At 42.2% G+C, this 22,297-nt stretch carries 22 protein-coding genes; 7 read left to right on the plus strand and 15 right to left on the minus strand.

The genetic code is table 11. The annotated features are described in order from the left end of the window. Positions 1 to 2 precede the first annotated feature (2 nt). Positions 3 to 1,157 (minus strand): DegT/DnrJ/EryC1/StrS family aminotransferase, encoded by a 1,155-nt coding sequence (locus tag GUA46_RS06365; protein WP_176619773.1) that lies wholly within the window; start codon positions 1,155 to 1,157, stop codon positions 3 to 5. 88 nt (positions 1,158 to 1,245) lie between these two features. Here GUA46_RS06365 and GUA46_RS06370 point away from each other — a divergent pair, with 88 nt between their 5' ends. From GUA46_RS06370 to GUA46_RS06380, 3 genes are all read left to right on the plus strand, one after another. Beyond that, on the plus strand, positions 1,246 to 2,481 hold the full coding sequence (locus tag GUA46_RS06370; protein ID WP_176619774.1) for a 3-deoxy-D-manno-octulosonic acid transferase: 1,236 nt from the start codon (positions 1,246 to 1,248) through the stop codon (positions 2,479 to 2,481). 32 nt (positions 2,482 to 2,513) lie between these two features. Continuing rightward, complete coding sequence (locus GUA46_RS06375; RefSeq protein WP_176619775.1) at positions 2,514 to 3,905, plus strand: sugar porter family MFS transporter; 1,392 nt, start codon at positions 2,514 to 2,516, stop codon at positions 3,903 to 3,905. 106 nt (positions 3,906 to 4,011) lie between these two features. Continuing rightward, on the plus strand, positions 4,012 to 4,161 hold the full coding sequence (locus GUA46_RS06380; RefSeq protein WP_159075823.1) for a hypothetical protein: 150 nt from the start codon (positions 4,012 to 4,014) through the stop codon (positions 4,159 to 4,161). On the opposite strand, the gene GUA46_RS06385 is transcribed toward GUA46_RS06380, so the two are convergent. The 5 genes from GUA46_RS06385 to GUA46_RS06405 all read right to left on the minus strand — a co-directional run bounded on the left by GUA46_RS06385 (position 4,154) and on the right by GUA46_RS06405 (position 7,760). Beyond that, positions 4,154 to 4,789 carry a hypothetical protein gene (locus GUA46_RS06385; RefSeq protein WP_176619776.1) on the minus strand — a complete coding sequence of 212 codons (636 nt, stop codon included), beginning with the start codon at positions 4,787 to 4,789 and terminating at the stop codon, positions 4,154 to 4,156. The two genes, GUA46_RS06380 and GUA46_RS06385, sit on opposite strands and share 8 nt — an antisense overlap. Before the next feature lie 43 nt (positions 4,790 to 4,832). Then, positions 4,833 to 5,132: an HPF/RaiA family ribosome-associated protein gene (locus tag GUA46_RS06390; protein ID WP_108246369.1), complete on the minus strand. Its 300-nt coding sequence runs from the start codon at positions 5,130 to 5,132 to the stop codon at positions 4,833 to 4,835. A gap of 79 nt (positions 5,133 to 5,211) precedes the next feature. Further along, positions 5,212 to 6,531, minus strand: a complete 1,320-nt coding sequence (locus GUA46_RS06395) for an ATP-dependent 6-phosphofructokinase (protein WP_176619777.1) — start codon at positions 6,529 to 6,531, stop codon at positions 5,212 to 5,214. Positions 6,532 to 6,542: 11 nt separating this feature from the next. Continuing rightward, positions 6,543 to 6,704: a hypothetical protein gene (locus tag GUA46_RS06400; RefSeq protein ID WP_229418454.1), complete on the minus strand. Its 162-nt coding sequence runs from the start codon at positions 6,702 to 6,704 to the stop codon at positions 6,543 to 6,545. A 264-nt stretch (positions 6,705 to 6,968) separates the two neighbouring features. Then, entirely contained in the window at positions 6,969 to 7,760 is a 792-nt protein-coding gene (locus GUA46_RS06405; RefSeq protein WP_108246371.1) for a universal stress protein, read from the minus strand. Positions 7,761 to 7,957: 197 nt separating this feature from the next. Here GUA46_RS06405 and GUA46_RS06410 point away from each other — a divergent pair, with 197 nt between their 5' ends. The 4 genes from GUA46_RS06410 to GUA46_RS06425 all read left to right on the plus strand — a co-directional run bounded on the left by GUA46_RS06410 (position 7,958) and on the right by GUA46_RS06425 (position 12,219). After that, positions 7,958 to 8,926 carry an ROK family protein gene (locus tag GUA46_RS06410; RefSeq protein ID WP_108246372.1) on the plus strand — a complete coding sequence of 323 codons (969 nt, stop codon included), beginning with the start codon at positions 7,958 to 7,960 and terminating at the stop codon, positions 8,924 to 8,926. A gap of 186 nt (positions 8,927 to 9,112) precedes the next feature. Further along, on the plus strand, positions 9,113 to 9,841 hold the full coding sequence (locus GUA46_RS06415; protein ID WP_176619778.1) for an energy transducer TonB: 729 nt from the start codon (positions 9,113 to 9,115) through the stop codon (positions 9,839 to 9,841). Between the two features lie 177 nt (positions 9,842 to 10,018). Further along, complete coding sequence (gene hemN / locus GUA46_RS06420) at positions 10,019 to 11,377, plus strand: oxygen-independent coproporphyrinogen III oxidase (protein WP_176619779.1); 1,359 nt, start codon at positions 10,019 to 10,021, stop codon at positions 11,375 to 11,377. A 17-nt stretch (positions 11,378 to 11,394) separates the two neighbouring features. After that, on the plus strand, positions 11,395 to 12,219 hold the full coding sequence (locus GUA46_RS06425; RefSeq protein WP_176619780.1) for a universal stress protein: 825 nt from the start codon (positions 11,395 to 11,397) through the stop codon (positions 12,217 to 12,219). Between the two features lie 90 nt (positions 12,220 to 12,309). On the opposite strand, the gene GUA46_RS06430 is transcribed toward GUA46_RS06425, so the two are convergent. From GUA46_RS06430 to GUA46_RS06470, 9 genes are read right to left on the minus strand one after another with little or no spacing between them, the layout of a single operon-like run. Then, complete coding sequence (locus GUA46_RS06430) at positions 12,310 to 13,578, minus strand: acetyl-CoA hydrolase/transferase family protein (RefSeq protein WP_176619781.1); 1,269 nt, start codon at positions 13,576 to 13,578, stop codon at positions 12,310 to 12,312. A gap of 14 nt (positions 13,579 to 13,592) precedes the next feature. After that, positions 13,593 to 14,303, minus strand: coding sequence for a sulfite exporter TauE/SafE family protein (locus GUA46_RS06435; RefSeq protein ID WP_176619782.1), 711 nt, complete (start codon positions 14,301 to 14,303; stop codon positions 13,593 to 13,595). Between the two features lie 2 nt (positions 14,304 to 14,305). After that, on the minus strand, positions 14,306 to 14,752 hold the full coding sequence (locus GUA46_RS06440) for a FixH family protein (protein ID WP_176619783.1): 447 nt from the start codon (positions 14,750 to 14,752) through the stop codon (positions 14,306 to 14,308). An 11-nt stretch (positions 14,753 to 14,763) separates the two neighbouring features. Continuing rightward, positions 14,764 to 16,173, minus strand: a complete 1,410-nt coding sequence (gene ccoG / locus GUA46_RS06445) for a cytochrome c oxidase accessory protein CcoG (RefSeq protein ID WP_176619784.1) — start codon at positions 16,171 to 16,173, stop codon at positions 14,764 to 14,766. A 50-nt stretch (positions 16,174 to 16,223) separates the two neighbouring features. Continuing rightward, a complete protein-coding gene (locus GUA46_RS06450; RefSeq protein WP_176619785.1) occupies positions 16,224 to 17,198 on the minus strand; it encodes a cbb3-type cytochrome c oxidase N-terminal domain-containing protein in 975 nt (324 codons plus the stop codon). Positions 17,199 to 17,202: 4 nt separating this feature from the next. Beyond that, on the minus strand, positions 17,203 to 17,391 hold the full coding sequence (locus tag GUA46_RS06455; RefSeq protein ID WP_067037876.1) for a cytochrome C oxidase subunit IV: 189 nt from the start codon (positions 17,389 to 17,391) through the stop codon (positions 17,203 to 17,205). Between the two features lie 2 nt (positions 17,392 to 17,393). Then, positions 17,394 to 19,595: a cytochrome-c oxidase, cbb3-type subunit I gene (gene ccoN / locus GUA46_RS06460; protein ID WP_176619786.1), complete on the minus strand. Its 2,202-nt coding sequence runs from the start codon at positions 19,593 to 19,595 to the stop codon at positions 17,394 to 17,396. Between the two features lie 2 nt (positions 19,596 to 19,597). After that, entirely contained in the window at positions 19,598 to 19,807 is a 210-nt protein-coding gene (gene ccoS / locus GUA46_RS06465) for a cbb3-type cytochrome oxidase assembly protein CcoS (protein WP_176619787.1), read from the minus strand. A gap of 59 nt (positions 19,808 to 19,866) precedes the next feature. After that, the gene (locus GUA46_RS06470) at positions 19,867 to 22,251 is read right to left on the minus strand and encodes a heavy metal translocating P-type ATPase (protein ID WP_176619788.1); all 2,385 of its coding nucleotides are present in this window, start codon (positions 22,249 to 22,251) and stop codon (positions 19,867 to 19,869) included. Positions 22,252 to 22,297 lie beyond the last annotated feature (46 nt).

Here is a 22,297-nt window from a genome sequence, read left to right on the forward strand (position 1 = left end):
TTTTATTTGTTTACGTAGTCGATTACCAGACCGGTTATATATTCAATCTGTTCATCATCCAGTTCGGTATGCATTGGAAGGGAAATCACTTCGTTCACCAATTGATTGGTCACCGGAAAATCATCTTCATTATATCGGTCATCAGCATAAGCCTTCTGTTTGTGCAACGGAACTGGATAATACACACCACAAGGAACGTCTTTATCATTTAAATGTTGCACAAGTTCATCCCTTTTACCATTTGTAATCCTAAGGGTGTATTGATGGAACACATGGCAATCACAAACACTTTTTTCCGTATCGCAGCCACAAGATATTTTTGGAACCACAATATGTTCCTGTCCTTTAAAGGCCTGAGAATATTTCGATGCAGCTTCCCAACGCTTTTGGTTATAATAGTCCAGTTTAGGCAACTTCGCCCTTAAAACTGCCGCCTGAATGGAATCTAAACGCGAGTTGACGCCCACAACATCGTGATAATACCTTTTGTACATTCCATGGTTTACGATACCACGGATTATATGTGCCAAATCATCATCGTTGGTAAAAATAGCGCCGCCATCACCATAACAACCCAAATTCTTGGATGGGAAAAACGATGTGGCCCCAACATGACCAATGGTTCCAGCCTTTTGTTTGGAACCATCTTTTGAATAATAGGCCCCACCAATGGCTTGGGCATTATCCTCTACAACATACAAATCGTGTTTTTTGGCCAACTCCATGATCTCGTCCATATTGGAACATTGACCAAATAGATGAACGGGGACTATTGCCTTTGTTTTGGGTGTAATCGCCTTTTCGATGGCTTTCACATCTATATTAAAGGTATCGGGCTCTACATCTACCAAAACAGGCGTTAACTGCAAAAGACCGATTACTTCCACGGTTGCCGCAAAGGTAAAGTCAGCCGTAATTACCTCATCACCTGGTTTCAACCCAAGGCCCATCATACATATTTGGAGCGCATCCGTCCCATTGGCACATGGAATCACATGTTTAACGCCCAAATACTCCTGTAGCTCATTTTGAAAAGCTTGTACATGGGGACCGTTTATAAATGCAGAAGAATCCAAGATTTCCGCAATAGCTTCGTTGACCTCGGTCTTTATACCTTCATATTGACCTTTTAGGTCAACCATTTGAATTTTTTTCATCCGAATAAATTAATACGTCAAAATTAAGAAATTAAGATGCCATAATAGTCTCTGACCGAAAGAATGTATTTTAGCGAAAAAGATATTCTTGCGTTTTCTGTACAACATACTTATCAATATTGCTTGGCTAGTTCTTAAGGTGATTGCTCTTTTCAATGCCAAGATCAAATTATTCGTTCAAGGAAGGAAGAGAACTTTTCCATTATTGGAAGAAAAACTGAACCCAGGGGACAAAACCATTTGGATGCACGTGGCCTCTTTGGGCGAGTTTGAACAAGGACTTCCTATTCTGGAACGGTTACGCTCCAAGTATCCCGAACATAAGTTGGTTCTCAGCTTTTTTTCGCCCTCGGGCTACGAGGTCAAAAAGAATACCTCCGTTGCCGACGTGGTGGTCTACCTGCCCATGGACAGCCATCATAAAGTGAAGCGATTTTTAAATATAGTAAATCCCCAATTGGCCATTTTTGTCAAGTACGAGGTCTGGCCCAATTATCTATATCAACTCAAAAAAAGAAATATTCCTACCATTTTGGTATCGGCCATTTTCACAGAAAGACAGATATATTTTAAATCCTATGGTGGTTTTATGCGACAGAGCCTAGGAAAGTTTGACCATTATTTTGTGCAGAATGAGAAATCGAAAAATCTGTTGGAATCCATCAGGATAAAGAATTCCAGTATTGGCGGCGATACTCGGTTGGACCGAGTTTCGGAAATCCTGAAACGGAACAACCAATTGGACTTTATGGACCGTTTTAAGAACAATCAGCTGTGTTTGGTGGCAGGCAGCACATGGCCCGAAGATGAAAAAATATTGGTCAATTACATCAACAAAACCACCGAAAAAGTAAAGTTTGTCATCGCGCCTCATGAAATCAAGCCTTCACATATTGACAAAATAACTTCTTCACTTGAAAAAACCGTATTCCGTTACTCGGAATTGGGCAGCCAAAACCTCAAAGAGGTCGATGTCCTCATTATTGACACCATCGGTTTGCTGACCAAAATTTATAGTTACGCCAATATGGCCTATGTTGGCGGTGGCTTTGCCACGGGGCTCCACAATACTATGGAGCCCGCTGTTTTCGGCATCCCAATTATCATCGGACCACAATTTGGAGGTTTCAAAGAAGCTGAAGACTTAGTCAACGAAGGAGGAATCATTCCCATTTCCAGCCAGAATAGCTTTGATAATTTAATGGGAGACCTGTTGAACAATCCTATTTCCATCAAAAATATTGGAGATATCAATGCCAATTATATCAACACCAATAAAGGTGCTTCGGAATTGATAATGAAATACATTTCCAAGATTTTATAAATTTTGGTTAGCTTTAGCAAAATTCATCCTCCATGGACAAACGTATTTTTAGAATTTCCTTGACGGCGGCCCTAGCGGGCTTTTTGTTTGGGTTCGACACTGTAGTAATCTCCGGGGCCAACCAACCCATAAAAGAGATTTGGGACACCAACTGGTTTTTGGGCGATTCCATTTTTACGTTCCACGGTATCTTTATCATGTCCATAGCGCTTTGGGGAACGGTTTTAGGCTCACTTTTCGGAGGCATTCCCACGGACCGTTTGGGAAGAAAGAAAACCTTGTTCTGGATAGGCATTCTGTATTTCGCATCGGCACTTGGCTCGGCCTTTGCCCCGGAAGCTTACAGTTTTTCGTTTTTTAGGTTTATAGGCGGTGTTGGGGTAGGAGCATCATCGGTAGCCGCTCCTGTTTACATTTCAGAGATATCTACTGCACAGACCCGAGGAAGGCTCACGGCCATGTACCAGTTCAATATCGTTTTTGGGATTCTATTGGCTTTTATCTCCAACTATCTCATCGGAATACTATTTGAAGAAAGCATAGCTTGGCGCTGGATGTTGGGCATTGAGGGCCTCCCCGCTCTGATCTATACCCTTATGGTGTTCAAAATTCCAAACAGCCCCAGATGGCTTTTAATGAAGGATAAGGCCGATGCCGTGGTCATCGAGTCCATTACGCTCTTGGGAATTGCAAAGGACAAGGCCTCACTTCATCTGGAACAAATCAAAATTGCCATAGTGGAGACCAAGGAAAAAACCAGTGAAGGTTTGTTTTCCGGGAAGTACAATAAACCTTTGGTGTTAGCTTTTTTAATTGCCTTTTTCAATCAACTATCTGGGATAAATTTTGTGCTGTACTACGCACCGGAAATTTTGGAGCGGGCAGGTCTTGCTTCAGGTGAATCGCTCTTTAGCTCCATATCCATTGGGGTAATTAATTTGATTTTCACCTTTGTGGGCATATCCCTTATCGATAAACTGGGTAGAAAACAGCTCATGTACATGGGGTCCATCGGATACATTGTGAGTTTGGCCATGGTGGGATGGTGTTTCTATTCAGGGGCCAGCTCGATATTATTGCTGACTTTCATCTTGATTTTTATTGCTTCACATGCAGTAGGGCAGGGCGCGGTTATTTGGGTGTTTATTTCTGAAATATTTCCTAACAAGGTTCGCTCCTACGGGCAATCATGGGGTACTGGGACACATTGGGTCTTTGCTGCATTGATTACCTTGCTCACCCCTACCTTTTTGGATGCGGAGATAGGCATCTTCAAGGAGAATCCATGGCCTATTTTTATCTTTTTTGCAGTTATGATGGTGCTTCAATTACTTTGGGTGATTTTTATGATGCCGGAAACCAAAGGAATTACCTTGGAGGAACTTGGAAAACTGCTCAGTAAAAAAAGAGGTGATACCGAATAACGTTTCCAACAACACATACCTATAAATTATCCGTTAATCGAATAGTGGAAACAACACTTAAGGAAATGTGCAAATATTTTCTTAAATTGTTATAAATTACACTATTATGGCAGATGAAATTAGCATAGGAAACAAACTCATGGTCGGATTTTTACGGATCATGGTTTTTATATTGATTGTTATCCTAGTAGCAATCCCAGTGTTGATTGCATTGGATTTTCTAGGTGTTTTGGAGGCTATCGGCCTTTCTAATTAAAGATTACATCTTGCTCACCCATTGATCTTGTAATCAATTTAATATAAGAATCAATAGTCTTGTTAACATTTTCGGGCTCGGTAACATCCACATCACCCCTCCAGATAAGCTCTATTTCCTTACCTACACATATACAGTAGAGAGATGTTTCTGCATGGTACACATTAAAGCTGTCATAATATTCGGAATTGTAGTAGATATCCTGATGCTCTAAATAATCGTTACTGAACCTGAGCATCATTTTATCAATATTATTGATGCGTTCCCGAAAAGTCCTTCTATTTTCTGCACCCACCACCTTGGTAAACAGAATGGCATCAAAGCCCTTGTCCAGTAGTTGTTCTTCTACCTCTTTCAATTCTTGCTCAGACCTTTCAGCTAAAGTAAATTCCACATCGAACAGGTCAATGCTGCGCATGGCCTCTACCCCTTGCTCTTTCAAGGCATGGACAAATCTATCCTCAAATTCCATTCTGGCCGCATCATCTTTTACCATACCCACGACCAGGACTTGATAGGCATCAAAAACCACATTGTCAGGGTTCTTCCAAGTACTCACCAACTTGGTTGAAGAACAGCTTGCAAGTAGAAGTAGTAGTAGACCTATGCCTATTAATTTGAGTTTCATCACTATTGTTTTAAAGAGTCATGCGCAGCAAATGCCTAATTTATTAATGCGAGGCAAAAGTTGCCTGCCGCTTTTCAAGTTGTCTTCTTAAATCCTCAACAGTTTTGGACATGGATTTCTCAAAATCGTCGGTATTGGACTTTGCAAAAATTCTTGGTCCGGGAGCGCTCAATTCAATTTCACAGATCTTGCCTTCTCCCGTTTTATCGTTCTCTGTTTTGAATAACACATTGGCCTTGATCAACCAGTTATATTTTGTTTCCAAACCTTCCAGTTTTTTCATTAATAATTGGGTCAATGATTCACTGGTCATCATCTTTTGATATTGAACATGTACTTCCATGATTATTGTTTTGATTATATTCAAATCTAAGCCTAGTAAAGATACTATTTAATGACAATTGTCAGCTTAAATCCTAATTTTAACCCAAGAAAAAAGGCTGCCCTGTACTCTGTAATACGGAGAACCAAAATTCGCCCTCCAAATCAATTTTCTTGCGCTTTTTGGTTACTTCACTAATGGGAATATACACATACCTGTTGTTCACACGACTGGCCACAAATTTGGTTTTTCCAGCCATGGCCCCGTGCACCGCATGATAGGCCAATCCACTACAGTATACGCTATCGCTGGAGTTGGCAGGTGCACAACGTACTATGTAACTGGGGTCGATATATTTGATGGTCACAGGGCTCTTTCCTTTGAAGTATTCCGATATTTTTTCCTTTAGGAAAACCCCGATATCTTCATGCTGAACATTTCCTGATGCATCGGTCACAATTTGTCTATCCTTGAAAAGTTGCTGCCCTGCTCCCTCGGCCACTACAATTACCGCATGCTTTTTCTGAAGCAGCCTTTGTTCCAGAGCGGCAAAAAATCCATTTTCCCCCTCCAATGAAAAATCCATTTCCGGAACCAACACAAAGTTGACCACAGGCATGGCCAAAGCGGCCGATGCTGCTATAAAACCGCTATCCCTCCCCATTAATTTAATGATAGAAATACCATTGTAGGCTCCAGTAGCTTCGTTATGGGCATCCCTAAGAATGGGACTGGCCACATCAAAAGCAGTTTGGAAACCGAAGGATTCATCGATTAGGTCAATATCATTGTCAATGGTCTTTGGAATCCCTACAACGCTGATTTTTGCATCTCTTTTGGTGATTTCGTTCCCTATGGCATTCACACCTTTCAAAGTTCCATCCCCTCCGATGGCAAAGAGCATGTCTATTTTGTTATTTTCAAGGGTATCTACCATTACCGATACATCTTGACCGCCACGGGACGAACCTAAAAATGTACCTCCAAATTGATGAATATCCTTGACCTTATCGGGCGTCAACTCTATCAACTCATGTCCTTTTTCAGGGTTGAGCCCTTCATAGCCGTAAGGAATACCAACAATTTTTTTTACTCCGTAGAAGTAATGCAAGGCCATCACTAAACCCCGGATTACATTGTTGATGCCGGGACAGAGCCCTCCGCATGTTACGATTGCTGCGGTAGTGTTTTTTGCATCAAAAAATATGTTCTGCCTTGGCCCTGCTTTTTCCATGCAAATGGGTGACTCTCCATCATTCAAGCATTGATTATAGTAGTCCATGGAAATGTCGAAGACCAGTCTATCGGACTCGCTTACAAAATTGAAAATACGGTCTCCCTTTACGGTACTAAGCTGAAGGGGCGACCTATATTTAGGTGGCCCTAAGTTTTCTATATTAAAGATGCTCTTATCACTCACTGTATTGCTTCTTAAAAATGTTCTGTCAAGCTGTGGTGCGAATCGATGAGCGGTCCACCATTCATGGTCCCACCTGAGGCTTGAATGGCAAATTTATCAAAATTGATATGGAAAGAGTGTGCCAATTGAATGGCTTTACTCACATACGCTCCTTTTTGTAACCACGTTTTCATTATGTCCAGATATTTTCCAATCCACACTTACTTTGGTTTTTTGGCTGTACTCATGCCTATGTTTAAATAAATCGAAGCTCCACATCTACTGAACCGATAACAATGGTGCCATAAGGATTATGAATCGCCTCTCTTTTACTTAATCGCTGAATTCATAAACCTCGCTCATATTACCATGAAGAAGGTTATCACAGCATTGATTGTGGTATGACCTAAAAACAAGAAAATTTGTGAAAAAATGGGCGCATGCTATCAATATATGATTTAGTCCAAAGCCAAAACCGGTATCTCGGAGTGCAAGGTCAACAGTTTAGTTAGCCTGCCCTCCGATGGAGTACTTTTTTCGGTATGGTTTCTTGGCAATATAGTTAACAGGTCAATGCTTTTCTCTACGATATAATCCAAAATGCCTTGCTCTATGTCTTCATTTTTAGTGAATGTATGATCCGCATAAAAATGCTCCAAGTAGTATTCCAATAAATTCTCGTTGGATTCCTTTACAGCCTCTTCATCGTATATCGAATCTTTATAAATGGTAAGCACGTGGATCCTGGCGTCAAAAATTCTAGCTACATCCAAGAGGGTGCTCAAAACTTCTTTATCATCAATGCGTTCCCCGCCCATTACCAAAGCAATGTTCTTAGGGTCCTTGATTTCGGTTCCATAGGGGATGGAAATCACAGGACAGTTGGCTTCCAACACTAATTTTGAGGTATTGGTTATGGCTTCATCAGTGATTTTATCGCCCATGGTACCCATCATAATCAAATCGGCGTTATTCTCTTCTTGTGCCAACAGGATAGTTCCAATCACTTCTCCTGTATCTGTAATGAACTCAGGGGCAACTTTTAATCGTACCCCGAAAGAGTCCAACACTTTGAAAAAATCCTTTCCCAGTTTTTCATTGTCAGATGCACTTATGGGCATCGCACCCACATACAGACCAAGGATACCAATGGGTTTTTCGGTGCCTACAAAATTGACCACATATTCCAAAGCGTTGACTGATGCTTCGGAAAAATCAAAAGGAATTAATATTTTATTCAAACTGCTCATACCTATTATATTTATTGATTTCAATTCTCATTTCAAAAGTAGAATCGACCTGTGACCTAAAACATGACAGATATCAGTAACTTCTATTTTTATCCCTGATTTTCCCAAAAAAAAGAGTCACTATAAAATTCTAACGAGCTATTTTATTGCTACCATATTGGTTATATTTAGGGACCAAACCACAACGTAATATTAAAATGGATTTAGTAATAGGAATTGATATAGGGGGAACCAAAACCAAGATAGGTTTGGTAAATGAACATGGCGAGTGCTACGAAAAAACATTTTTTAGGACCAAAGAATATCCCAACTTGGATAATTACTTGGATAAGATAAAATCTACCGTTGATGAGCTTTTAGATAATTTCGGAAAAGATGCCAACATAATCGGCTGCGGTATTGGGGCACCAAATGCATCAAGCAAAAATGGCACCATTGAAAGTGCCAGTAATCTGGCATGGAAAGGAAGCGTTCCCTTGGTAAAACTACTCAAACAGCGATTGGATATGCCCATCCGTATAATGAACGATGCCAGTGCGGCCGCTTTGGGGGAAATGCTGTTTGGAGGTGCCAAGAATATGACAGATTTTATAGTAATTACTCTGGGCACCGGTTTTGGAGCAGGAATTGTTGCCAACGGTCAACTTATTGACGGTTTTGATGGTTTCGCTGGAGAATTGGGTCATGTAGACATGACCATAGGCGATGGTAGACTTACCGGACTCGGTGTAAAAGGCGGACTGGAAGCCTATGTTTCAGCCACTGGGTTAAAACGCACTGTAATGTATATGCAGAGCAAATATCTAGTGGATAGCAGGTTCAGGGATATTGCCTATAACGACCTTCACGGCGAGGACATTACCCAAGCCGCCGAAGAAGGCGACGAAATTGCCCTCAAGGCATTCGACTACACTGCCCGAATTATGGCACAGGCCTTGGCCAACTTTACGGCCTTCACCCAACCCGAAGCATTCATTTTAATGGGTGGCCTTACCAATAGTGGCAAATGGATCATGACACCTTTGGAAAAATACTTTAACGGTTTCTTGTTGGACGTTTATAAAGGGAAGGTAAAACTCCTCCATTCTGCCATGGAAGGAAAAACCGCCGCCATTTGTGGAGCTGCCGCCCTAATTTGGGAAAACGAAAAGAAAAAACAGGTTTAAATATTATTTATATAAGAGATACATTTGGGACTGCTGCCATATTTTAGTGGAAGCCATTGTATTCCAATAATCAAGAACCGCGGAATATAGAGTTTACAGAGTATTGTTCAGTACCGAAGCATGACGTTTATCATATTTTCTGATTTGGAAGAAAACTACCTTTAACTTAGTTAAATAGTAGAAGTCATGAAACCAAAAAAGAACCCAAACGTAGAAATCGGACGCAACAGCAGTCTATATTTTATGATAGGACTTACTTCGGTATTGTTCATGACATGGCAATCTTTTGAAGTAAAGTTCTATGAAGAGGAATCCAAAGTTTCTGAAGTTGTACAACTAACCGACGAGCTTAAGGAAGATGTACCTATTACCGAAATGATACGTACCGCTCCGCCGCCACCGCCACCTTCTGCTCCAGCTGTTATTGAGATAGTGGATGATGTGGAAGATGTAAAAGAGACCATAATAGAAAGTACCGAGAGTAGCCAAGAAACTTATATTGAGGATGCTGTAGTCCGAATTGAGGATGTTGATGTGGAAGAAGTTGAGGAGGAAGTCATAGTGCCTTTCGCCGTTATTGAACACGTACCTGTTTTTCCAGGATGTGAGGACTTACAGACCCAAGCGGAACGCAAAGCCTGTTTTAACGAAAAGGTTCAGGAACACATTAAGGCAAATTTCAGCTACCCTTCATCCGCTTTAGAGATGGGAATTACAGGTAGAGTTTACGTACAGTTCGTGATTGATACCAACGGAAGGGTCGTAGGTATAGAAAAAAGAGGGCCGGACAAATTATTGGAACAAGAGGCCGGACGAATTATCGCTGCATTGCCCAAAGTGAAACCAGGTGAGCAAAGAGGTAAGCCCGTAAGTGTTAAATACAGCATACCCATTAACTTTATAATGCAAAATTAAATCACCAAACATAACCCAGAAAAGGGTCCAGATTAACTTGTCTGGGCCTTTTTTATGACGGATGTTCTACAATCATTTATGCAGTAGTGATACCTGGGATGGCAATACTGACAATTATCATGTTTTTTGCAAACCATCAAAAGTACTTTTGACCTATAATGTAAAGGTATGCAGATTATGTGCGAATTAGTTCAAAAATATAATGTTCCCGGCCCTCGATATACGAGTTATCCTACTGTTCCCTATTGGGACATGGAGAGTTTTTCAGGAAAAAAATGGAGATCAAGCGTGATACAAGCTTTCGAGGAAAATCCCGATGAGGGAATCAGCATTTATATACACCTACCCTTTTGCGAAAGCATGTGCACCTTTTGTGGTTGCCACAAGCGCATCACTAAAAGGCACGACGTGGAAAGTCCATATATATCAGCAGTTTTAAAGGAATGGGAATTGTACGTGGAACTGATGGGGTTTAGGCCTGTAATCAAAGAGCTTCACCTTGGCGGAGGAACACCCACCTTCTTTTCACCTGAAAATTTAAGGATGCTAATCAATGGAATTGTTCGTCTGGGCAAAAAGGCAGACGACATGGAGTTCAGTTTTGAAGGTCACCCCAACAATACCACCAAAGAGCATTTACAAGCACTTTACGATGTCGGTTTTAGAAGGGTATGTTTTGGCGTACAGGATTACAACCTCACCGTACAACGTGCCATAAACAGGATCCAACCGTTTGAAAACGTAAAAAATGTTACTGAATGGGCCCGTGAGATAGGGTACACTTCTGTAGGTCACGATATAATATATGGACTTCCTTTTCAAAATTGTTCCGATGTGGAACAAACGATAATGAAGACCAATGCCATAAAACCGGATCGCATAGCCTTCTACAGCTATGCCCATGTGCCATGGCTCAAGGGCAATGGTCAGCGCGGGTACAAAGAAGAGGACCTCCCATCTTCCATAGAAAAAAAGGCTCAGTACGAGATGGGCAAGAGAATGCTTTCGGGCTTCGGTTATAAGGATGTTGGCATGGACCATTTCGCCCTTCCCACAGACAGCCTCAAACAAGCCATGGAAAATGGAACCTTGCACCGAAATTTTATGGGCTACACCGCTTCTAAAACTAATCTAATGATAGGTCTGGGTGCCTCCAGCATCAGTGATAGTTGGTACGGATTTGCCCAAAATGTGAAAAATGTGGAAGAATATCAGAATTTGGTTTCACATGGAGTTATCCCTATTTTTAGAGGACACATATTAAATGAGGAAGACCAGATACTAAGAAAACACATCCTCAATATTATGTGTCGATTTGAGACAAATTGGAAACCTGAAGAAAGAGAAGTCGTTGATTTTGAAAACATACTGGCCAACCTATCCGAACTGGAGGCAGATGGCCTTGTTGAAATAGAAGACAAAACCATAAAGGTGACAGCCAAAGGCAGGCCTTTTGTCAGAAACGTCAGTATGGCCTTTGACCTAAAGATGCATCGAGAAAAACCAAATACCCGAATATTTTCCATGACCGTTTAACCTAAAAAAGCAATAAAATGAAAAGTATAATCGTACCCGTTGATTTTTCAAATCAATCAGAAAAGGCACTGAAAGTGGCTGCCTCGTTGGCCAAGGAACAAAATGCCGAACTATTTGTTCTCCATATGTTGGAGCTTTCTCCAGCCATTATGGGAGAATCTGGATATATTTCCCAAGAACAGGTGGTACACCTTATTAAACTTGGCGAGAAACGTTTTTCCGATTTTTTGGACAAGCCTTATCTAAAGGATATCACGGTTACCCCTGTGATCAAACACTACAAAGTATTCAGCGAAGTAGCAGAGGTAGCCGAAAAGCATAAGGCAGACCTGATTGTTATGGGCTCCAACGGAGCAGATGGCTTGCAAGAAATCTTTATTGGCTCCAACACCGAAAGGGTGGTGAGAACCTCTGATGTTCCCGTATTGGTCATCAAAGGGAACGAAGCGGACAATTTTAATCCAAAAAACTTTGTCTTCGCGAGCGATTTCGAACATGAAAGTGTACCCGCTCTGAAAAAAGCAATAGAAATGGCCAAGCTTTTGGAATCTAAATTACATTTGGTATACATCAACACACCGGGAGACGAATTTATGAGTACCAACGACGCCTATTCTAAAATCTCCAAGTTTTTGAACGAGGCCAATGTAGGCATGGAAGTTGAAATCTTTAACGACTACACCGTTGAAAAAGGTGTGATAAACTACAGCAAAAAAATCGGCGCCGACCTTATTGGCATCCCAACCCATGGAAGAAGAGGATTATCCCATTTCTTTATGGGAAGTATCGGGGAGGATATCGCCAACCATTCTGAGGCACCGGTAATCACCTTTAAAATTTGATGGATTACATTTTAATTGGTTTCATGTAATTCAATAAAAGAGGGGGCAATCCTAGGATTGCCCCCTCTTTTGGTTAGGTTTAATTGCTTATTAACCATGAAATCTTTCATAGGCTGCCTTTTCCAATGCCTCTCTATGGTCTGGGTGTGCAATGGAAATCAATGCTTCGGCACGTTGGTGCAGATTCTTTCCGAATAAATTTACCACTCCATACTCGGTGGCCACATAATGCATGTGCGCACGTGTGGTGGTCACCCCTGCACCTTGTTTTAAAAACGGAGTTATTTTGGAAACCCCTTTTTTGGTGGTGGAGGACATGGCTATAATGGGCTTACCCCCTTTTGACAGGGATGCACCTCTCATAAAATCCATCTGGCCACCTACACCGGAAAACTGATAACCTCCAATGGTATCTGCACAGACCTGCCCTGTAAGATCAATCTCAATGGCACTATTGATCGCTGTCGCTTTTGGGTTTCTTCGGATTCTCGCCGTATCGTTGGTATAACCGGAATCCCTAAAGTCGCATATCGGGTTATCGTCTATAAAGTCGTACAGTTTTTGGGAGCCTACGGCAAAGCAGCTCACTATTTTACCTCTTTTCACCGCCTTTTCTTTACCGTTGATGACACCACTTTGCAATAATGGAAGAACTCCATCCGAGAACATCTCTGTATGGATTCCAAGGTTTTTGTGGTTGCCCAAGTTGGAAAGCACGGCATTTGGTATGTTTCCTATTCCCATTTGCAAGGTAGCCCCGTCATCAATCAAAGATGCTACATGCCTGCCAATCTCCTGTTCCACTTCCGATGGCTGTGTCGGGTCATGCTGATGGATGGGACGGTCAACCTCTATCGCGAACTCTATTTCGTCAATATGGACAATCCCTGTACCATGGGTACGTGGCACCTTAGGATTTATCTGGGCCACTATCTTTTTTGCGGTCCTTACTGCTGGCAAAGCAACATCTACTGAGACTCCCAACGAGCAATACCCATGCTTGTCTGGCGGTGACACCTGCACGAAGGCCACATCCAAAGGCAAATATTCGTCGGCAAACAACCAAGGAATCTCACTTAAAAAAACAGGGATATAGTCTCCCATATAAGTGTTTACAAATGGCCTTACATTGCCGCCTACAAAACAGGCATTTAGGGTAAACGCTTCGCAATAAGGTGCCCTGGTATATTTTGCATCGCCTTCAGTGTGGATGGAAATTATCTCAACTTCCTTTAACTCCTTGTGACGTTCGCACAGTGCATCTATCAATTCATTTGGGGTCATTGCCGCGCCCTGGAAAAAGACCCGGTCACCTGATTTTACAATTCCTACCGCTTCTTCCGCTGATGTTATTTTCATTCTGGATTCGATTTTTAGGGTTGATGGCATTCTATGGTCGCCGAAACGGTGTCGGCCGGAGCTGCTTTTGGGGAAACATAGGGTATTCCCAATCCAAGCCCACGCACAATAAACAAAACACCAATGATGACCACAAATACCGGTATCAATTTCTGTATTCTAGACTTTATGGCTGTACTGAACATTCCTTTGGAATAGACCACCAGGGACATTAAAGGTACGGTGCCCAAACCAAAAACCATCATGTAGAGCCCACCTTCCAAAGGGTTTCCCATGGCCATGGCTCCCAAAAGCGCCATATACACCAATCCGCAGGGAAGGAAGCCATTCAAAAACCCTATGGTCAAAAAAGTATCCGGTGTTCTTTTTTTGAGCTCTGTCCCAAGTTTGTATTTCACCTTGGCGATTATGGAGTAAATGGGCGATAATAATTTATGTCCGTTCAGATGTTTTGCTGGAATAAGTACAAGGACGATCATGAGTACTCCAATGCCAATGGAAAGCTTCTGTTGTATTCCGAACAGGGACAATCCCTTGCCCAAAAGTCCGAAAAGCACTCCGATGATTCCGTATGCCAACAGTCTTCCAAAATGATAAATGGACAACTGAGCTGTCTTTTTAACCTGATTGGCATGGTCCAAAGGTAGCATAAAGGCTATCGGCCCACACATGCCCAAGCAGTGCAAGCTTCCCAAAAGTCCCAGAACCAAAGCAGAGGTCAACATGATCAGTACACTAATTTTTCTTTATGCAAAAAGGAATTACTTTCGTATTCCCAGCTTATGGAAATGTCCCAGCGACCGTCCACCAAGCGATTGTCAGGTATGAGCAAATGTGTATTGGACAAACTTATAGGAAAGTCTGTGTCCAAGTGCTTGTTAGACGGTCTGTATAGGGACACTGTTCCACTTATTTTTTTGGGGTCGAAACGTTCCGGAAACGCAATCACCAGCCCCTCTGCCGTTTTTTCAACCTTGAGGTTGGCATTCATTTCCTTCGCGGTTTTTGAGGCATCAATATCCTGTTGATAGGACAATTCCTTTTTATAATATTCCTCTGTCACCAAATCGTGGTTGGCGCTATCATCGGTACTCATCCGTATCACAAAGTATAGGATAAACCCAATGAAGCCGATAAAAGCCAATACGATTCCTGTTCCCCAATTAATTTTCATCTCTATATTTTTTAATTATAACTCCTTGGTGCCAAAAACTGTGTCACCGTGGTTTCTATGAGTTTATCCCCACTATAAACCCCAATCTTCAGTTTATCCTTGTCACCGTTCAATGCTGAGGCATTTATTTCGATGAACAAAGTTCCTTCCGAAAGTTGCTCCGCAGGAATGGTAAACTTATCCTGTGATACCATTTTGATTTCTCCGTTATGTGACATCAATTCAAACGATACATTTTCGATATCCTTTGCAGTCTTGTTCACCAATTTATAGGTGTACACGTTACTGATGATATTGTTCTCCTTGCGCTCGTACAATTGTCCCGGCAATCTCAAAACATTGGCTTCCACTTCGTTCCGCATAAATAACATTCCGACCAACACACCTATCAAAACGAAAAGTACTGCGGTATACCCCTTCATACGAGGGGTTAACTTGAACTTGTTCTTATTGGTTATCTCGTCTTCGCTAGCATACCTGATTAACCCTTTAGGTTTATTGATGCTGTCCATAATGTGGTCACACTCGTCAATACAAGCCGTACAGTTTACGCACTCCAACTGCGTTCCATTCCGAATATCTATTCCGGTAGGACAGACATTTACGCATTGAAGACAGTCAATACAATCACCATGTCCCAGTGCCTCCCTATCCTCATTTTTCCTGAACTTTTTGCGGCCGTTTTCACCTTCGCCACGTTTATGGTCGTAAGCCACCACAATGGATTTATCATCCAAAAGCACCCCTTGCAATCTACCATATGGACAGGCAATAATGCATACTTGCTCCCTGAACCACGCGAAGATGAAATAGAACACCCCGGTGAAAATCAATAACGGAACCATAGTATCCAAATGAGCCATAGGTCCATCGGTGATGTAGGCCAAAAGTTGGTCGCTACCGATTAAATAAGCCAAAAAAACATTGGCGATAAAAAAGGAGATAATGAAGAAAACGGTCCACTTCAATACTCTTTTTCGAATCTTTTTTCCTGTCCATGGTGCCTTGGCCAAACGCATTTGCGCACCTCTGTCTCCATCTATCCAATATTCGATACGACGGAACACCATTTCCAAAAAAATGGTTTGGGGACACATCCATCCGCAAAAAATACGACCATAAGCGACCGTAAACAGTGCGATGAAAATTACTCCAATAATCATGGATATCACCACAAGATGAAAATCCTGGGGCCAAAATGGAACTCCAAATATGTTGAAGCGCCTATCCAGCACATTGAACATTAAGAACTGGTGCCCTCCTATTTTAATGAAGGGAGCTGCTATCAAAAAAATCAGCAGAAAATAACTTACATACTTTCGGTAATCGTAATACCTTCCGCTAGGTTTCTTTGGAAAAATCCAGTTCCTTTTACCTTCTTGTGTGATTGTGCCTATGGAATCCCTAAAATTTTCTTCCATCGCATTTGTGGTTTATGGCTAAAATATTACTGCCAGATGGTCCAAATGGACTAATTCATGGCAACTTCTGTTGAATCGGTGGCCTGCTCCATTTCTTCCGGTGCGATTTCCTCCGTTTCAGATTCTGTTCCGTTGGCTTCTTCAGGAGCATTGGGATCTATCCAGATTTCTCCTTCAGGTTCCTTTGGATTGGCAGGAGTGGTTCCCCCCAATGAAATGACATAACTGGCCACCTGAGCTATTTCCGCAGGTTTTAAGCTTTGCTTCCACGCAATCATCCCTTTACCGTCACGACCTCCTTCTGAAATTGTGGTGAACACATTTTTGATACCTCCGCCCAAAATCCAATATTTATCGGTTAGGTTAGGTCCAATGGACCCGCCTCCATCTTGTGTATGACATGCAACACAGTTGGTCTGGAAAATTTTCTCACCAGCGGCCAAATCGGATTCATCCGAAAGGAACTCCACGGTACTGGCGTCCACCAAATCCTTTGCGGTTCTTTTATATTCTTCTATGGCCTGCTGTGCAGCAGCAACCTCTTGTTCGTATTCCTGCGCTTGGTCATATTCTCCAATAACATGGAATCGCACCAAATACACCACTGCGAATACAATGGTGGCATAGAACATATATACCCACCAAGGCGGCAAAACATTGTCCAACTCACGTATACCATCGTAATTGTGGTCCAGCACAATTTCACCTTCACGCTCAATGGAGCGGCTCTTGGTCAACTTTTTCATTAAGTTCTTGGCCCATGACCAGTCGTACTTTTTGCTTTTGGCCGCCAAGTAACGCTCCTTACCTTCTTCGGAAAGGGTTTGGAACATTATGTTCTCAATAGAACCTAAAATCAATTCTATGGCAATAAGAATCATCAATACCAACAGCATAAAAAACTGCGTGATGGGATATTCAATTATTGCAGGTTTATCACCGGAGTCTATAAAGAATTCCATCAATCCGAAGATCAAAAAGAATAAAACCGGGACTCGTATCCACCAAGGTGTTTTTGTGCTCATAATGTTATAGTTTGTTTTGTTGATCATCGTTATCCAAAGGCAGTTCGGACATCTCCCTTATGTGTTCCTTGGTGGCGGTGAAAACCCACCAAAACAATAACACAAAAAACACAAAGAAGATAAGCAAGGAAACCATGGGATAGTTTGCTATCCCGTCGATGGTTTCCATATGTTCTTTTACAAATTTCAACATGGTTATTTGTTTTGAAATATAGTTTCTTCTGTTCCTTCAATTTTGATATCGGTACCCAGTCGCTGTAAGTAAGCGATCAAGGCTACGATTTCACGATCTTGCATTTCCACAAAATCCAATCCATTTTCCTGTGCGTACTTTTTGTCCGCTTCGTAGGTTCTCTCAAATTCCGGGTCTGCGTAAAGACTCTTTTCAATTGCCGCAGCCTGCTCTGCCATGGACTGTGGAGCGTTTGCAATATCCTCCTCGGTATAGGGCACTCCCAATTTTACCATTGTCTCCATCTTGGCCTGAACATCGCTACGATCGTGCTCATCGGTCACCAACCATTCGTAAGATGGCATGATGGAACCTGCCGATGTACTTTGTGGATCGTACATGTGGTTCAAGTGCCAGCTATCGGAATATTTTCCACCAACTCGAAGCAAGTCTGGACCTGTACGTTTACTACCCCACAAGAACGGGTGGTCGTACACAAATTCCCCTGCTTTGGCATATTCGCCATAACGCTCGACCTCACTACGGAAGGGACGTATCATTTGGGAGTGACAGCTTACACATCCTTCTCTGATATAAAGGTCCCGGCCTTCCAATTCCAATGGTGTATAGGGTTTAACACTGGTAATGGTAGGTATGTTGGATTTCACCAAGATGGTCGGTACAATCTGGATGACACCACCAATCAATATGGCAATGGTGGCCAAAATGGTCAACTGAACAGGTTTTCTTTCCAACCAGTTGTGAAAGGTCTCCCCAGCCACTCTTCTTTTGGCTACGCGTTCCAATGCAGGAGCTTCTGCCGTCTCATCCTCTACCTTGCTACCGGAACGAACCGTCATCACAACATTATAGAGCAATACGAACATTCCCAAGATATAGAGTGACCCTCCGATGGCCCTCATCCAGTACATGGGAATAATCTGGGTAACTGTTTCCAAGAAGTTACCGTACACCAAAGTACCATCCGGGTTAAATTCCTTCCACATTAAAGCTTGGGTAAACCCGGCTACGTACATCGGCAGGGCATACAATACAATACCCAAAGTTCCTATCCAGAAGTGGAAATTGGCTAATCCTTTGGAGTGCAATTCCGTTTTGAACATTCGTGGCACCAACCAGTAGATCATACCAAAGGTCATAAATCCGTTCCAGGCCAAAGCTCCTACGTGCACGTGAGCAATGATCCAGTCGCTAAAGTGTGCAATCGCATTAACGTTTTTCAAGGAAAGCATTGGTCCTTCGAACGTAGCCATACCATAACCTGTGATGGCTACCACCATAAATTTCAAAGTAGCATCGGTACGAACCTTATCCCACACTCCACGAAGTGTCAACAGACCGTTGATCATACCACCCCACGATGGAGCAATCAGCATGATGGAAAATACAACCCCAAGGTTCTGTGCCCAATCCGGCAACGCAGAATACAATAAGTGGTGGGGACCAGCCCAGATATAAATGAATATCAACGACCAAAAGTGGACAATGGACAGCCTGTAGGAATAAATTGGACGGTTAGCCGCTTTTGGGACAAAGTAGTACATTAATCCTAAGAAAGGAGTGGTCAAAAAGAATGCCACCGCATTGTGACCGTACCACCATTGCACCAAGGCATCTTGCACACCAGCGTAAACGGAGTAGCTCTTCAATGCCGTTACTGGCAACTCCAAGCTATTAAATATGTGCAGCACAGCTACGGTTACAAATGTGGCCAGATAGAACCAAATCGCTACATATAGGTGTCTTTGTCTTCTTTTTAAAATGGTACCGATCATGTTCCAACCAAAAATTACCCAAACCACCGCAATGGCCAAATCTATCGGCCACTCCAATTCGGCGTATTCCTTGGATGTGGTGTATCCCAAGGGCAAAGTCAAGGCTGCAGCAACAATGATTAATTGCCAGCCCCAAAAGTTGATGTTGCTCAGGACATCACTGAACATCCTTGCCTTCAGCAAGCGTTGCAGCGAGTAATACACCCCTGCAAAAATGGCGTTCCCCACAAATGCGAAGATCACGGCATTGGTGTGCAATGGACGCAAACGCCCAAAACTCAACCATGAGATTCCTTCGGTAACATTGGGGAACAAAAACATAAAGGCCAACAAAAGACCTACTGCCATACCCACCACGCCCCATAAAATGGTAGCGTATAAGAACTTTTGTACGATTTTGTTATCGTAACGGAACTGTTGTATTTCCATATTTATTGGTTTGTACTTTTAGTTTGTTTGATTTCCTTTTTATTTGAGTTTGATTTATCCTTATCCTTGATCACCTCATCCTCGAACAACATTCTTACCGATGGGGTATAGGTATCGTCGTATTGTCCGCTTTTTACCGAAAAAACAAATGCTATAAAAAAGACAACGGCCACCGTTATGCTTATGGCCAACAACACATAAATAACACTCATACCTACCTGAATTTAGGTGTAAAACTACTTTGATGGTATTCCGTAAAAAATGACATATATCAGCTTTCTAAATTTTTTAATTCTTTACCCAAATAATTTGTTGCCAGGGTGGTGAACACCACTATACTAATGGAACTCAACGGCATCAAAATGGCCGCAATTACAGGCTGTAACTGTCCGGTTACCGCAAAATATAGACCCACAACATTGTAGCAGAGCGATAACAAAAAGCTCATCTTTATAATGCGCATCGAACGTCTGGACAGTTTTATGAATTTTGGCAGCATTTTTAACTTGGTTGCATCCAAGATTCCATCACAAGCAGGCGAAAACACATTAATGTTCTCCGAAACTGCCAATCCCACATCGCTTTGGGCCAAGGCTCCTGCATCGTTCAATCCATCGCCCACCATTAAAACCTTATGTTTGTCCTGTAGCTGTTTGATGTAGCCCAACTTATCCTCAGGCTTCTGGTCAAATAGCATCTTTGTCTTCTTTGGAAGTACTTTTTGCAATTGCTGCTTTTCCCCATCGTTATCGCCCGAAAGAATGCCGAGTTCCAAATCATTTGATAATTCATTGAAAATTTGGCTCATTCCGTCCCGGTAGGTGTTCTTGAACACAAACCGTCCTTTTACATCTTCATCGGCACTTATATAGACCGCCGTATTGGTACTTGTACCAGACTTGTTCTCGCCAACGTAGGAGGCCGAGCCTACTTTTATGGAATGTTGGTTATATTTTCCCTCGATGCCTTTTCCTGTATGCTCCTGGAATTCTTCTAGGGTCATTATGGAGTTGGATTTTAAAATATCGTAAAGCGACCGGCTCAAAGGGTGGTTGGAAGCCCGCAAAGTTGTTTTTAAAAGTGCGGTTTCCTCTGCTGTGAGCTCCATTCCTTCATAATGGATAGTGTCTTTTTGATTGGTGGTAAGCGTTCCGGTTTTATCAAATATCGCAGTGTCTATTTTTGATAGACGTTCGATTACGCTGGTGTTTTTGAGATAAAATTTATACTTCCCGAAAATGCGGAGCATATTGCCCAATGTAAATGGGGCGGCCAATGCTATGGCGCATGGACAGGCAATGATCAATACCGAGGTGAACACATTCATTGCCAAGCTTGCATCAAAAACAAGCCAAAAAATTGTAGCTAGTGTAGCAATGCTCAAAACAGCAATGGTAAATCGTTTGCCGATGCTATCGGTTATGGTCTGGAACTGGCTCGCCTTATCCTTTGAAAATACGGAGTTCCCCCAGAGTTGGGTCAGGTAACTTTGGGATACGGACTTTAAGACCTCAACCTCCAACACCCCTGATAATTGTTTGCCGCCTGCGAACAATTTTTCTCCAGATTTCTTTACAACAGGGTCGGACTCACCGGTTACAAAACTATAATCGATTTCAGCGTTTCCTTTGATGAGGATACAATCCACAGGTATAATCTCGTGACTACGGATGAGCACCCTGTCCCCAACTTCAATATTGTAAATCTGGATGTTCTCCTCTTCCCCGGTTTTTTTCAAACGGGTAACGGCTATGGGAAAGTAGGATTTATAATCACGCTCAAACGATAGGTAGGCGTAGGTTTTTTGCTGAAAGAATTTGCCCAGCAAAAGAAAGAAGACCAAGCCGGTAAGGCTATCAAAAAAGCCAGAGCCCAAATCAAATATGATATCGACACTGCTTCTTAAAAATAGGACCAAAATCCCCAAAGCTATGGGCACATCAATATTCAACAGTTTAGAGCGGATGCCCTTATAGGCCGATATAAAATAATCTTGTGCCGCATAGCATACCACGGGTAGGGAAAAGGCGAACATCAACCACCGAAAAACGTGTTTGTATTGGTCTAACCAAAATTCCTCAACCTCAAAATATTCCGGAAATGAAAACAGCATCACATTGCCAAAGGCAAAACCTGCAACGCCCAATTTGTATATCAAGGAACGGTCTACCTTTTTCCCTTTTTTGTTGTATTCTTCCAAAGAGATATAGGGCTCGTAACCGATGCTTCCCAACAAAAGCACCAAGGCTTTAAGCGAGAAATCTTCGGTTTTGTAGGTGACCCGTATGGTTTTTTTAGGAAAATCCACCTGTGAAACGCTAACGGCCGAATGCAACTTGTTCAGGTTTTCCAAGACCCAGATACAGGAACTGCAATGAATGGTAGGAATACTCAAACTGACCACTTGCACGCCATCTTCATTGAATTCCAAGAGTTGCTGTGCGATTTCTTGGTTGTCCAAAAAATCGTATTTCTGACGAATTTCGTTCGGCGTGGTCCCGGCCTTGCCCTCTATCTCATAATAAGTGGACAGGCCGTTCGATGTAAAAATCTCGTACACGGTCTTGCAACCATTGCAACAAAAATCCTTATCATCAAATTGAATGCTGCGGTTACCACATTCGTCTCCACAATGATAACAGGTTGAATCTGCCATTTCACATTTGCTTTACCTAGTGCAAATTTGTAATACTCTTCTTGCT

Origin of the sequence: Flagellimonas chongwuensis, from assembly GCF_013376415.1 — a bacterium.
Taxonomy (GTDB): Bacteria; Bacteroidota; Bacteroidia; order Flavobacteriales; family Flavobacteriaceae; genus Flagellimonas; species Flagellimonas chongwuensis.

What these genes read in the sequence shown, in the direction of transcription:
- GUA46_RS06365 (WP_176619773.1), bottom strand. Translation starts at nt 1,157, where the DNA reads ATGAAAAAAATTCAAATGGTTGACCTAAAAGGTCAATATGAAGGTATA.
- ccoS (WP_176619787.1), bottom strand. Translation starts at nt 19,807, where the DNA reads ATGAGTGTTATTTATGTGTTGTTGGCCATAAGCATAACGGTGGCCGTT.
- hemN (WP_176619779.1), top strand. Translation starts at nt 10,019, where the DNA reads ATGTGCGAATTAGTTCAAAAATATAATGTTCCCGGCCCTCGATATACG.
- GUA46_RS06390 (WP_108246369.1), bottom strand. Translation starts at nt 5,132, where the DNA reads ATGGAAGTACATGTTCAATATCAAAAGATGATGACCAGTGAATCATTG.
- GUA46_RS06470 (WP_176619788.1), bottom strand. Translation starts at nt 22,251, where the DNA reads ATGGCAGATTCAACCTGTTATCATTGTGGAGACGAATGTGGTAACCGC.
- GUA46_RS06400 (WP_229418454.1), bottom strand. Translation starts at nt 6,704, where the DNA reads ATGAAAACGTGGTTACAAAAAGGAGCGTATGTGAGTAAAGCCATTCAA.
- GUA46_RS06375 (WP_176619775.1), top strand. Translation starts at nt 2,514, where the DNA reads ATGGACAAACGTATTTTTAGAATTTCCTTGACGGCGGCCCTAGCGGGC.
- GUA46_RS06405 (WP_108246371.1), bottom strand. Translation starts at nt 7,760, where the DNA reads ATGAGCAGTTTGAATAAAATATTAATTCCTTTTGATTTTTCCGAAGCA.
- GUA46_RS06380 (WP_159075823.1), top strand. Translation starts at nt 4,012, where the DNA reads ATGGCAGATGAAATTAGCATAGGAAACAAACTCATGGTCGGATTTTTA.
- ccoN (WP_176619786.1), bottom strand. Translation starts at nt 19,595, where the DNA reads ATGGAAATACAACAGTTCCGTTACGATAACAAAATCGTACAAAAGTTC.
- GUA46_RS06455 (WP_067037876.1), bottom strand. Translation starts at nt 17,391, where the DNA reads ATGTTGAAATTTGTAAAAGAACATATGGAAACCATCGACGGGATAGCA.
- GUA46_RS06435 (WP_176619782.1), bottom strand. Translation starts at nt 14,303, where the DNA reads ATGTTGACCTCTGCTTTGGTTCTGGGACTTTTGGGAAGCTTGCACTGC.
- GUA46_RS06450 (WP_176619785.1), bottom strand. Translation starts at nt 17,198, where the DNA reads ATGAGCACAAAAACACCTTGGTGGATACGAGTCCCGGTTTTATTCTTT.
- ccoG (WP_176619784.1), bottom strand. Translation starts at nt 16,173, where the DNA reads ATGGAAGAAAATTTTAGGGATTCCATAGGCACAATCACACAAGAAGGT.
- GUA46_RS06430 (WP_176619781.1), bottom strand. Translation starts at nt 13,578, where the DNA reads ATGAAAATAACATCAGCGGAAGAAGCGGTAGGAATTGTAAAATCAGGT.
- GUA46_RS06425 (WP_176619780.1), top strand. Translation starts at nt 11,395, where the DNA reads ATGAAAAGTATAATCGTACCCGTTGATTTTTCAAATCAATCAGAAAAG.
- GUA46_RS06385 (WP_176619776.1), bottom strand. Translation starts at nt 4,789, where the DNA reads ATGAAACTCAAATTAATAGGCATAGGTCTACTACTACTTCTACTTGCA.
- GUA46_RS06440 (WP_176619783.1), bottom strand. Translation starts at nt 14,752, where the DNA reads ATGAAAATTAATTGGGGAACAGGAATCGTATTGGCTTTTATCGGCTTC.
- GUA46_RS06410 (WP_108246372.1), top strand. Translation starts at nt 7,958, where the DNA reads ATGGATTTAGTAATAGGAATTGATATAGGGGGAACCAAAACCAAGATA.
- GUA46_RS06415 (WP_176619778.1), top strand. Translation starts at nt 9,113, where the DNA reads ATGAAACCAAAAAAGAACCCAAACGTAGAAATCGGACGCAACAGCAGT.